Source organism: Nocardia sp. AB354 (genome assembly GCF_049538315.1).
Lineage (GTDB): Bacteria > Actinomycetota > Actinomycetes > Mycobacteriales > Mycobacteriaceae > Nocardia > Nocardia nova.
Genome location: NZ_JBMVFU010000022.1, coordinates 1 through 11,842 on the forward strand (window position 1 = coordinate 1; position 11,842 = coordinate 11,842).

General features: G+C 65.5%; 9 protein-coding genes. All 9 read right to left on the reverse strand.

Features of this window, described 5'->3' with window-relative positions; genetic code table 11:
- Window positions 1-2,559 (reverse strand): DNA-directed RNA polymerase subunit beta (gene rpoB, locus ACPCUW_RS26425; protein ID WP_423427951.1); only part of this gene is annotated, 2,559 nt, incomplete at its 3' end.
- 508 nt (window positions 2,560-3,067) lie between these two features.
- The gene (locus ACPCUW_RS26430) at window positions 3,068-3,826 is read right to left on the reverse strand and encodes a hypothetical protein (protein WP_423427829.1); all 759 of its coding nucleotides are present in this window, start codon (window positions 3,824-3,826) and stop codon (window positions 3,068-3,070) included.
- A 13-nt stretch (window positions 3,827-3,839) separates the two neighbouring features.
- Window positions 3,840-4,571: a hypothetical protein gene (locus ACPCUW_RS26435; protein WP_084494071.1), complete on the reverse strand. Its 732-nt coding sequence runs from the start codon at window positions 4,569-4,571 to the stop codon at window positions 3,840-3,842.
- Between the two features lie 49 nt (window positions 4,572-4,620).
- Entirely contained in the window at window positions 4,621-5,862 is a 1,242-nt protein-coding gene (locus tag ACPCUW_RS26440) for an MCE family protein (protein WP_063015376.1), read from the reverse strand.
- Window positions 5,859-7,097 carry an MCE family protein gene (locus tag ACPCUW_RS26445; protein ID WP_082857112.1) on the reverse strand — a complete coding sequence of 413 codons (1,239 nt, stop codon included), beginning with the start codon at window positions 7,095-7,097 and terminating at the stop codon, window positions 5,859-5,861. Before ACPCUW_RS26445 ends, ACPCUW_RS26440 begins: the two co-directional genes overlap by 4 nt.
- Window positions 7,094-8,380, reverse strand: coding sequence for an MCE family protein (locus ACPCUW_RS26450; RefSeq protein ID WP_081879585.1), 1,287 nt, complete (start codon window positions 8,378-8,380; stop codon window positions 7,094-7,096). The genes ACPCUW_RS26445 and ACPCUW_RS26450 overlap by 4 nt, the downstream gene beginning before the upstream one ends.
- Window positions 8,380-9,390: an MCE family protein gene (locus tag ACPCUW_RS26455; RefSeq protein WP_063015377.1), complete on the reverse strand. Its 1,011-nt coding sequence runs from the start codon at window positions 9,388-9,390 to the stop codon at window positions 8,380-8,382. Before ACPCUW_RS26455 ends, ACPCUW_RS26450 begins: the two co-directional genes overlap by 1 nt.
- Window positions 9,390-10,469 carry an MCE family protein gene (locus ACPCUW_RS26460; RefSeq protein WP_174554990.1) on the reverse strand — a complete coding sequence of 360 codons (1,080 nt, stop codon included), beginning with the start codon at window positions 10,467-10,469 and terminating at the stop codon, window positions 9,390-9,392. Before ACPCUW_RS26460 ends, ACPCUW_RS26455 begins: the two co-directional genes overlap by 1 nt.
- Window positions 10,466-11,821 (reverse strand): MCE family protein, encoded by a 1,356-nt coding sequence (locus ACPCUW_RS26465; protein ID WP_030516283.1) that lies wholly within the window; start codon window positions 11,819-11,821, stop codon window positions 10,466-10,468. Before ACPCUW_RS26465 ends, ACPCUW_RS26460 begins: the two co-directional genes overlap by 4 nt.
- Between the last annotated feature and the right edge of the window lie 21 nt (window positions 11,822-11,842).

An 11,842-nucleotide genomic window follows, 5' to 3' on the forward strand; every position in this document is an offset into this window, starting at 1 on the left:
CAGCTCGTTGACGCCCGGAGGCAGATCGTCGTCGTCCTCACGGGAGAACACACGGATGCCGATCACCTTGCCCGACTCACCGTGGGGCACCTTCAGGGAGGTGTCACGCACCTCGCGGGCCTTCTCACCGAAGATCGCACGCAACAACCGCTCCTCGGGAGTCAGCTCGGTCTCACCCTTCGGAGTGACCTTGCCGACCAGGATGTCACCGTCACGCACCTCGGCACCGATGCGGACGATGCCACGCTCGTCCAGATCGGCCAAGACCTCGTCGGAGACGTTCGGGATGTCGCGCGTGATCTCCTCGGCGCCCAGCTTGGTGTCACGAGCATCGATCTCGTGCTCCTCGATGTGGATCGAGGTCAGCACGTCCTCTTCCACGAGACGCTGCGACAGGATGATCGCGTCCTCGTAGTTGTGACCCTCCCACGGCATGATCGCCACCAGCAGGTTCTTACCCAACGCCATCTCACCGTTCTCGGTGCACGGGCCGTCGGCCAGAACCTGGCCGTGCTCAACCCGCTGGCCCTCGTCCACGATCGGACGCTGGTTGGCGCAGGTGCCCTGGTTGGAGCGGGCGAACTTCCGCATCCGGTAGCTCTTACGAGTGCCGTCGTCGTGCATGACGGTGATGTAGTCGGCCGAAACCTCTTCCACCACACCCGGCTTCTCGTTGACGACCACGTCGCCGGCGTCCACCGCGGCACGCAGCTCCATACCGGTGCCGACCAGCGGCGACTCGGAACGGATCAGCGGCACGGCCTGACGCTGCATGTTCGCACCCATCAGGGCGCGGTTGGCGTCGTCGTGCTCGAGGAACGGAATCATCGCGGTCGCGACCGACACCATCTGGCGCGGAGAGACATCCATGTAGTCGACCTCGGCCGGGGAGACGAATTCCATCTCCTCGTTACCGCGGCGAGCGAGGACGCGCTCATCGAGGAAGTTGCCATCGGCGTCGACGGGCGAGTTCGCCTGGGCCCGGACGTGCCGGTCCTCCTCGTCGGCGGTCAGGTACTTGACCTCGTCGGTAACCCGGCCGTTCTCCACCTTGCGGTAGGGGGTCTCGATGAAGCCGAACGGGTTGACCCGCGCGTAGACCGACAGCGAACCGATCAGGCCGATGTTCGGGCCTTCCGGGGTCTCGATCGGGCACATGCGGCCGTAGTGCGAGGGGTGCACGTCGCGCACTTCCAGGCCGGCGCGCTCGCGGGAAAGACCACCCGGGCCCAACGCCGAAAGACGACGCTTGTGGGTCAGACCCGAGAGCGGGTTGTTCTGGTCCATGAACTGCGACAGCTGCGAGGTGCCGAAGAACTCCCGGATCGCCGCCGTGATCGGGCGGATGTTGATCAGGGTCTGCGGGGTGATGGCCTCGACGTCCTGGGTGGTCATGCGCTCACGCACGACGCGCTCCATGCGCGAGAGGCCGACGCGCAGCTGGTTCTGGATCAGCTCGCCGACGGTGCGCAGACGACGGTTGCCGAAGTGGTCGATGTCGTCGACCTCGACGGGAACCTCGACGCCGCCGGGCACGGTCATCAGCTTGTCGCCCTGGTGCAGGCGCACCAGGTACTCGATGGTGGCGACGATGTCCTCGCGGGTCAGCGTCGAACCGACCACCGGCTCGCCGGTGTTGACGCCCAGCTTCTTGTTGACCTTGTAGCGGCCGACGCGGGCCAGGTCGTAGCGCTTCTCCTTGAAGAACAGGTTCTCCAGCAGGGTCTGCGCGGACTCCTTGGTCGGCGGCTCGCCCGGACGCAGCTTGCGGTAGATGTCGAGCAGCGCCTCGTCCTGGCCGGCGGTGTTGTCCTTCTCCAGGGTCGACAGCATGATCTCGGAGAAACCGAAACGCTCGGTGATCTCCTCGGTGGTCATGCCCAGCGCCTTCAGCAGCACGGTGACCGGCTGACGACGCTTGCGGTCGATACGCACACCGACGGTGTCGCGCTTGTCGACATCGAATTCCAGCCACGCACCGCGCGACGGGATGACACGGACGCTGTGCAGCGTCTTCTCGGTGCCCTTGTCGATGGACTCGTCGAAGTACACACCCGGCGAACGCACCAACTGCGACACGACCACGCGCTCGGTGCCGTTGATGATGAACGTGCCCTTGTCGGTCATCATCGGGAAATCACCCATGAAGACCGTCTGAGACTTGATCTCACCGGTGTTGTTGTTGATGAACTCCGCGGTGACGAACAACGGCGCCGCGTAGGTCATGTCCTTGTCCTTGCACTCATCGATCGAGGCCTTGACCTCTTCGAAGCGCGGATCGGAGAAGGACAGGGACATCGAACCGGAGAAGTCCTCGATCGGCGAGAGCTCCTCGAGCACCTCCTCCAGCCCACCGACCGGGCTGGCGTCGCCCCGGGCGATGGCCCGCTCACGCCAATCGGGGGCACCGACCAGCCACGCGAACGATTCGGTTTGTAGATCGAGAAGGTCCGGAACCTCCAAGGGCTCACGAATCTTCGCGAAAGACACCCGCTTCGGGGCTCCGGGAATACCGGCCTTGGTCTGGGTGGAGACTGCCAAGATGCGTCCTTCCAGCACCTCACGCGCGTCGCCCGGTGCCTGTACGTACAAGACACCAAGCGACCGTCGCTTGTCTGCTACGAGTTCTGCTGGTTACAACCCGGACAAAACCCGAACAGCAAACAACGGAAGTAACACCTCAACGGTGGAACTTTCGTGATGCGATCAAGGAATGGACAGGAGGCAGCCAGCGCAAAGTCCAAACCTACACCCACGAAGAAGGGGTGTCAAAGTACCATCCGAACCGAGTTCCGGATGTTCGGCGCGCCGGACCCGCTTCCGCTGGCTGCGTTCGAGTCTCCGGCGGCGCCTCGACCTGGGTACTCGACCCTGTCACAGCTGCCGCTGTTGTGAATAGCGTGACGGTTCGGACGTAAGTCGTCAAGTGGCGAGACCACCTCGATAACTGCGAGATCCCCTGTGGCGCTGGCGAATCACACCGTCACGCGGGCGAATATCCGCCGCTGAGCTGGGAAGATTCCGCAGGTGACGGGCTCGAACATACTTCCGAATCCGTCTGGGCCACTCAACGGTCGGCGATCTCGCTCGCCAGCCAGTGACCGTCCACCTTCTGCATGTGCAACACGATCGGACCCGAGGCGCTCTCCTGCGGAGCGCCGTTCTTGGTCGCGCTCACGGTCAGATTCACCAGCAGTTCCGCCCGATCATCAGTGAGCAAAGTCACACCGATCGGATCGGGAGTGGCTTGCGCGGTCGACTGCGCCTGCTGGATCGCGGAGATCGTCGTATCGGCGAATTTGTCGAAATCGCCGCGCATCTTGCCGGTGACGACCTTGTGCACGGCGTCCTTGTAGCCGCCGACGGTCTTCACGTCGTAGGAATAGACCGTTTTGAGCGCGTTGTCGGCAGCTGCGGTCACTTCCTGGGTGGCCTTGGTGTCGACGAAGGCCTTGTTGCCGTCGTCCACCCCCGGCTTGAAGGCCGCGACCACGGCGAACGCCGTCAGCAGCAGGCTCGCCACGATCAGTCCCGCGGCCAGACCCCAGGTGGCCAATGCGGGACGCGGCAACCGACCGGGGCGGGGCAACTTCCGGGGCCGGCGCGACGCCACCGGCGGGGCCGGGCGGGTGCCCGCGGCACCCGCGCGCACGGTCTTGGTGCGTGATTTGGCTTTGGCGGACTTACCAGCGGGCTTGGCGGACTTCCCGGATGCGGCGCGATCGGCCGCGCCGCGACGCCGGATCGTGCGATCGGCGGCGTCGGACGAGCGATCGCCGGGCGTGAGCCGGGGGGAAACCTTGTTGATCGGCGGACGGGATGCCATCGGTGTACCTCTCCTACGATCCCGGCTGGGGGGCGGGCGCCTCGGACGGATTCGCGGGCGCCGGCGCCGGCGCGGCGTTTCCGTTCGCGGGCGGCTGTGCCGCCCCGGCGGGACCGGGGGTGTCCAGCGACACCAGCTGGCCGAGCGAATTGGCCTGCTCGGCCTTCCAGGTGTCGCCGTCCTTCTTCATATCCAGCGTCCAGGTGGCCCGGAAGGACTGCACCGGAACGTTGGGCGCGGTCTGCGTGAGTTTCAGCACCACGATCGCCGAGGCCTTGTCGCGCTCACTGTCCAGCGAGCTCAGCGCCGCGCCCAGCACCTTGCTGTCGATCTTGGTCTTCGACTTCTCGGCGGCATCCTTGATGCGGTCGTGGTTCTCGTTGAGCTGGGTCAGCATGTCGCCGGTCATCGAGGAGCGCATGGTGGTGATCGACCCCTCGACATCGCTGGGATTCATCGAGGTGAGGTTGATCGCCGCCTGCCGGGCCGCATCCAGCGCGGTATCGCGCGCATCGGCGCGCGGACCGTCGGTGAACCACATCGCGCGCACCCAGCCGGCGCCGAACCAGGCCGCCAGCACCAGGGCCGCCACCAGCCACACCGCCGCGACCGAGGTCACGACCGTGCGTAGCGTCGAGGAGCCGGGCCGGGCGGCGGCCGGCGACGGATCAGCTACCGCCTTTTCGGCATCGTCCGGCGGCTCCACCGCAGGTTGCGAGGAGGGGTTGGGCAGATCAGAACTCACAGCGACACCCTAGCGTCGTCGGTTTTCCGGACTTGCCTCCGTGCCCGCCTCACCGCTTCGGAGTCACTCCGATGAGAGTGGCCAGCTGGATGGCGACGGGGCTCAGGTTGAGCTTGTCCGGATCGGTCTTGGGCTTGGAATCCCACGGCTGCGGGACATTCGGATCGGCGTACTGCGCACGCGCGCCGCCGCGGACGTCGGTAGGACTTCCGAACGGCACCGTGCATTTCGCGTCCGTGTTGAACGGGAAATCGTCACGGGTGTCGTCGAAATTGGGGTTCTGCGCCTTCATCTGGTCGAGAATGCGCTGAGTTCCCTCGTACCCGACGGTACAGGCCGGTGGGTTGTTGGTTTCCAGCACCAGGCCGAAGTGGGTCGTACCGTCGCCGGGCGCGGTCGCCGAACCACCGACCGACAGCAGCGGCAGCATCTGCAGCAGCGGCTTCAGCGTGTAGGTCTGCGGCGACACCGCCTGCAGCAGCAGCCGCAGATTCGACAGATCCGTGGTCAGCGGCTGCGCGCTCTGATCGAGCAGCTTGCCGATCTGGTCGCCGGCGTCGGCGCCCGTGCCGATCAACCGCCGGATATCGGGATCGTTGGCCCGCAGCTGCACCGCGAGCCGATCCAGGCCGTCGCTGAAGGTCCGGATTGCCGGAGACTGATCGGCTTGGGTGCCGAGTACGGTCTGAGCGTCCCGGATCAGCTGCACGGTCTGCGGCAGCGCCCCGATTCCCGTCTGGGAGAACTTGTTCAGCGAATCGACGAGGATGCGCAGGTTGTCGCCCTGCCCGTCGAAGGCCTTACCGAGTTCGGTGACGGTCGTGCTCAACGCCGTCAGATCCGTCGTGCTCGAGAAGTGGTTGACGCTGGCGAGCAGATCCTCGACCGGAATCGGGGTCTCGGCACCGTCGATGACCGAGCCGTCGCGCAGGTAGGGCCCCTTCGCCGTATCCGGCACCAGATCCATGTACTGCTCACCGATCGCCGAGCGGTTGGCGATCACGGCCTTGGCGCCGGCCGGGACCTTCGGCTTCCCGGAATCCAGCTCCAGATAGATCATCACACCGTCGGGGGTGACATCGAGCGAGTCCACCCGCCCGACCGGCACACCGCGATAGGTCACCTCGGCGCCCTTGGACAGGTTGGCGGTGGTCTTCGCCTTCACCTTCACCTGATACTGGCCGAAGCCGAGCATGTGGTCGAGGTGGATGTACTTCGCGCCGACGAACACCACGCCGAGCACGGCGATCACCGCGAAGGCGACCAGCTGGTAGCGCACCAATCTACTCATCGCGGCTTCACTCCCAACTGATCCAGAATCGACCCGATCGGGTCACCCGGCTTGGCCGGGGCCGGCGCCACCACGGTCGGCGGCAGCGGCACCAGCGATACCGTCGGCCAGCCCGGCCGCGGGCCGTTGCCGTTGTAATACGGATTGGTCGGATCCACCGGCACCGGCGGCCCGTACTTCGGCGGGATGTACACCGGATCCGGTTTGCCCACACCGAGATTCGACATCAGGACGCCGATCTGCGTGTCCACCGACAGCCAGGTGTTCACCGAACCACCGAAGGTCGATTTGATCGCCTCGTCCGGGAACGGGTAAGTCGGAATGAGGGGGAAGGCGGTCACCAGATCCGGCGCCGAACGGCCCAGCTCCTGCAGCGTCGGCCGCAGCGACTGCAGATCGCGGATCAGGTTGTCCTTGGACCGGTCCAGCACGTCGACGCCCGCCTGACCGACCCGGTCGAGCTGCTTCAGCAAGCCGATCAGCTGCGGCCGCTGCTCGTCGAGAATCTTGATACCGGCCGGCAGCTCGTCGAGGATCTTGCCGATCTGATCGGACTGCTGCCCCACCCGGCTGGACAACGTGCCCAGGCTGTCGAGCGCGTGCTGGATATCGGCAACCTGCTGGTTGAGGCCGTCGATGAGGGTGTCGGCCTGATCCAGCAGCGACCGCACCCGGTTCTCCCGGCCGGCCAGCGCCTTGTTCAGTTCCACCACGATGGGCTGCAGCTGCGCCACGCCACCGCCGTTGAGCAGCAGCGACAGCGCACCGAGAACCTGTTCGATCTCGACCGCGTGCCGGGTCCGGTCGACGGGGATGACCGCGCCGTCCTTCAACCGATCGGGCGAGGCCTCGTCCTTCGGCGCGGACAGCTCGACGAATTTCTCACCGAGCAGATTGGACTGCCGCACCTCGGCGTGCGCGTTGGCGGGCAGCTTCACCGACGAGTTGACCACCGTGTGCACGCTGGCGGTCCAGCCGTCCGGGGCGACGTCGATGGACTCCACACGCCCCACCGGCACACCCTCGACCTTGACCGCCGACTGCGGCACCAGATCCAGCACGTCGTCGAAGCGCACGTCGATATGCATCGGGTGGTCACCCACATCGGCGCCGCCGGGCAGCGGCACGCTGTAGATACCGTCCGAGGAGCACGAACCCACCAGCACCGCGGTCACGCCGACCACCGCGACGGCACCCAGTCCGCGGGCCGTCCTGCGGAATGCGAAGGGCGTCATCGCTGGCCACCTTCCTGCTGCGACGGCGGCTGCCGGTCCGACGGGGTCCCCGGAACGCTGCCGGGAGCCGGGGTCTTCTGGATGTTCTCACCGCTGAGGATGCCGAACGGCAACACCAGCGACGGCGTCTGCACACCGTCCTTGATCTGATCGGTGATCACCTTGCACTGATCCAGAATCGGGCGCATCTGCCGGCTGATCGCATCGAATTTCGGGTCGCCCGGCCGCAATTGGCCGAGGTCGAGCATCTTGCAGACGGCGCCGAACGGGTTCTGCAGATCGGTGAAGTTGGCGCGCATGTCGAGCGTGCCGGATTCACCGTTGTGAATGTTGATCAGGTTGCTCAGCGCCAGCGGCAGCACCGGCAGCGCGTTCGCCACATCCTGGCGCTGGTCGGCCAGCGTCTGGGTCAGCTTGGTCAGCGCGTCGGCGTTGTCGGCCACCAGATCCCGGTTGTTGTCGATGAACCGGGCGACATCGCCGAGCGCGATCGACAGCAGATTCAGTGCCTGCCCGAGGTTTTCCCGCTCACCGGAGAGGAATCCGGCCAGATCCGCCAGCTGCGTGTTGAATTCGCGCACCTGCTGGTCGTTGACCGCCAGGGTGTGCACGAAGACCTGCAGATTCTTGATCGTGTCGAAGATGTCACCACGGGCATCGGACAGATACCGGGCGGCGTGCGAGAGCTGGGTCAGGCTGTTGGCCAGCGCGTCGCCGTTTCCGGTCAGATTCGCCGCACCGGTGCGGACCAGCTCGTTCACCGCGCCGTCCTTGTTGGCGCCGTTGGGCCCCAACGCATCCGACAGTTCCTGGATGCTCTTGTACAGCCGGTCGACCTCGACCGGGGTCGCCGTGCGGTCGCGCGGGATGGTGGCGTTGCGCGGCATCTTCGGCCCGCCCTTGTAGACGGGCGTGAGCTGGATGTAGCGGTCCGACACCACCGACGGCGTGATCTGAGCGGCCTTGGCGTCGGCCGGAATGTCGTATTTCCGGTCGACGTGCATGGTGACCTTCACCTGATCGCCCTGCGGCGTCACCGAATCGACCTTGCCCACCGGGACACCGAGGATGCGCACCTCGGAGCCCTCGTAGATGCCGATCGACTTGTCGAAGTAGGCGGTGATCTTGGTGGTGTTGTAGCTGCTGAACACCCACCACAGCACACCGGCGAGGACCACCACGGCGACCGTGCCGAGGGCGAGAGCGATCTTGGTGCCGCGGCCGGATTCCCGGATCGCGGTCAGCGGATCCCGGCGCGATCCCTTACCGAGAGCAGCCTGCATCAGTTGCCTCCCAGAGTGCGGATCGGCGGGCGGTTACCCGGAATCTCCGGCAGGGCCGGCGGGATCAGGTTGACGATCACCGCGTCGAACCAGCGCCCGTTACCCAGCACGTTGGCGTACAGGCCGTAGAACGGCGCCGCCAGCTTCAGCGTCTTGGAGATGTTCTGCTGATTGTCGTTGAGCATGTCGATGGACTTCTTCAGATTGGTCAGCGCCGGACCGATCTGCTGCTCGTTGTCGTGCACCAGCGCACTCAATTCGGCGGCAACGGTTTTCGCTCCGTTGAGCAGCTGCGAGATGGCCTGCTGGCGGACGTTCAACTCGGCCAGCAGCTGACCGCCGTTGGCCAGCAACCGCTCGAACTGCTCGTTGCGATCGGCGAGCACCTTGGTGGTCTTGTTGGTCGCGTTGAACAGGTGCTTGAGCTCTTCGTCGCGCTTGGCCAGCGTCTCCGACAACCGGGCCACGCCGTCGATCGAGCCGCGGATCTCCGGCGGGGTGCCGGAGAACGCATCCGAGAGCACCCGGAAGCTGGTGGCCAGCTGCGCGGTGTCGGTCTTCTCGATACTCGACGCGGCGTCGCTGAAGGCTTCGACCACATCGTACGGAGAAACCGTGCGCGACAACGGGATTCGCTTGTCCGGATCGGCCGGGTGGGAACCCTTGGGATCCAGCGCCAGATACTTCTGCCCGAGCAGGGTCTTGATCTGGATGGACGCGGTGGTGGCATCGCCGATCCACGCGTCCTTGGTCCGGAAGTCGACCAGCACGCGGTCGCCGTCCAGGCGCACATCGGACACATCGCCGACCTTCACGCCCGCGATGCGAACCTCGTTACCCTTTTTCAGGCCCGCCGCCTCGGAGAATTCCGCGGTGTAGCTGGTGCTCGCGCCGATGATCGGCAGCTTGTCCAAGAAGAACGCCGACAGCGCGACCAGCAGCACCATGAACAGGCCGAGCCCGCCCATGAACGCCGGGCTGCGCCTGCCGAAGAGAACCCGGTCTTCCATCAGCGGCCACCCTTCCCGTGACAGCGCGGCGCCGGGTTGGTGTAGACCGGCTGATTCACTGTCGGCATCTGGGCCGGCAGGTTCAATTGCGGCGCATCCTGCACCCCGGGGCCGGCAACGATATCGATACCGCAGAGATAGAACTGGAACCACGAGCCGTAGCTGGCCGCCCGACCCAGTTTCTCCATCTTGATCGGCAGATTCTCCAGTGCCTGGTTCACCTCGCCGGAGCGATCGTTCAGCGTCCCGGTCAACTGGTTCAGACCGGCGATCGAACCCTGCAGGGTCGGCCGGGTGGGAACCAGCAGATCGGCGGTCGCCGAGGCGAGATTGCCCAGCGACTGCACCGCCGAGCCGATCGTGCCGCGTTCGGCATTGAGCCCGCTGACCAACGCCTCGGTATTGACGATCAGATCGTTGAGCTGTCCGTCGCGGGCGTTGACCGCGTCCAGCACCTGGTTGAGGTTCTTGACGATCTCGCCGATCACGGCGTCCTTGTCGGCGATCTTGTTCGTCAGGCTCGCGGTGTTGCGCACCAGATCGGTGATCGTGCCCGATTCACCCTGGAAGACCTGGATGATCTCGTAGGACAGCTTGTTCACGTCCTCGGCCGACAGCGTCTGGAACAGCGGCCGGAAACCGTTGAACAGGGTGGTGAGATTCAGCGCGGGCTTGGTCCGCTCCAGCGGAATCGTGGCGCCCTCGGTGATCTTGCGGCCCTGCTGTCCGGCGCCCTGCTCCAACGCGATGTACCGCTGTCCCACGAGGTTGCGGTAGCGGATGGTCGCGGTGGTGGAGGCGGGCAGCCAATCCCGGTCGGTGAGCTGGAAATGCACCTCGGCCAGGCTGCGGTCGACGACCGACACCTTGGTCACCTTGCCGACCCGCACACCGGCGATGCGCACCTCGTCGCCCTTGTTCAGCGACGTCACATCACTGAACCGCGCCTTGAACTCGGTGCCGCCGCCGGAATAGTTGGCGATGGTGAGCGCCAGGAACGCGGTCGCGAGCACTGTCACGAGCACGAAGATGCCCAGTTTGGTCAGGGGTCCGCCCAGACCACGCAACTTTGCCTTCATCGCACACTCACCTCACTTCCACGCATCGCGGGGGCGCCGATCCGGCTCACCCAGCCGGGCACCTGATCGGGCGAAACCCCGTTCGCCGCACCGTAGATCGCACCCAGGGTGTGCTGCTCGGCGGGCGAACCCATACTCGTCGCGCTCTGCGCGCCGTAGACCGAGAACTGTGCCGGGGGCAGCTGACCGATGTTCTGGTCGCCCGGATTGCGGGTCGGCGGCTGGTAAGAGCCGTCGTTGGCCGATCCGGTCGGGTACTGACCGGGGTCCACGCCCAGCGGATATTCGGGGAAACATGCCGGCGGCCGGTTCGTGTCCAGCCAGCGCGGCTCGTCCTGATTCGGCAGATAACGACCACGCGGGTTGGTGATCTCGATCGTCACGCGCGAGCCCGGGGTATCGGTGCCCTTGCCGAAGATGTTGTCGATGCGCGGCTTCAGCTGCGCGAAGTTCTTCATCGTGCAGGCGTATTCCGGCGAGTACGTCGCCAGCAGTTCCAGCGCGCCGCGCGAATCGGCCGCGATGTCGATGATGTTGTCGTGGTTGGCCGTCAGGAAGTCGGCGGTCTTCGACGACGTCGGGGTCAGGACCGAGTACAGCGTGTCCAACTGCGAACGCTTCTGCACGATGGTGGCATTCAGCGTGCGCAGATTGTCGAAGGCATCCACCAGCTGCGGCAACGCGTCCGAATAGGTGTCGGCGACCGTCGCGAAGGTGTGGATGTCGTCCTGCAGCTGCGGCATCACGCCGTTGATATCGCGGAAGATGTCGTCCAGCCGATCGATGGTGTGGCCCAGTTCCTCACCCTGACCGCCCAGCGCCTGCGAGAGCGCGCCCAGCGTCGAGGCCAGATACTGCGGCGGAATCGCCTGCAGCAGCGGCATGATCGAATCCAGCAGCTGGCTCACCTCGACCGCGTTGCCGCTGGCGTCCTGATACAGCGTCATCCCCGCCTGCAGATGCTTCGGGCTGGGCTGCTCGGGCCAGACCAGGTCGACATAGCGCTCACCGAACAGGGTCTTCGGCAGCAGCCGGGCCGTCACATTGGACGGGATCTTCGAGGCCTTGTCCGGATCGATCGCCAGGTGCAGCGTCACCTTGCCGTTCGCGGATTCACTGGACCGCACCTCGCCGACATTGACCCCGCGGACTTTCACATCCGCGTTGCGGGTCAATGCGTTTCCGACGGTATCGGTGATCAGATCCACCTTGACGACCTTGACCCACACCTTGTTGTAGGACGCGATCGTCGTACCGAGAAACAGCGCCATCACCACGAAGAACACGATGCCCAGCGTGCGGATGCGGAGTTTCTCGGTAGAGCGCCAGAATTGCACACTGCGCGCGCTCATGCTCCCACCTTTCGGGACCGT

What these genes read in the sequence shown, in the direction of transcription:
- ACPCUW_RS26430 (WP_423427829.1), bottom strand. Translation starts at nt 3,826, where the DNA reads ATGGCATCCCGTCCGCCGATCAACAAGGTTTCCCCCCGGCTCACGCCC.
- ACPCUW_RS26440 (WP_063015376.1), bottom strand. Translation starts at nt 5,862, where the DNA reads ATGAGTAGATTGGTGCGCTACCAGCTGGTCGCCTTCGCGGTGATCGCC.
- ACPCUW_RS26445 (WP_082857112.1), bottom strand. Translation starts at nt 7,097, where the DNA reads ATGACGCCCTTCGCATTCCGCAGGACGGCCCGCGGACTGGGTGCCGTC.
- ACPCUW_RS26450 (WP_081879585.1), bottom strand. Translation starts at nt 8,380, where the DNA reads ATGCAGGCTGCTCTCGGTAAGGGATCGCGCCGGGATCCGCTGACCGCG.
- ACPCUW_RS26455 (WP_063015377.1), bottom strand. Translation starts at nt 9,390, where the DNA reads ATGGAAGACCGGGTTCTCTTCGGCAGGCGCAGCCCGGCGTTCATGGGC.
- ACPCUW_RS26460 (WP_174554990.1), bottom strand. Translation starts at nt 10,469, where the DNA reads ATGAAGGCAAAGTTGCGTGGTCTGGGCGGACCCCTGACCAAACTGGGC.
- ACPCUW_RS26465 (WP_030516283.1), bottom strand. Translation starts at nt 11,821, where the DNA reads ATGAGCGCGCGCAGTGTGCAATTCTGGCGCTCTACCGAGAAACTCCGC.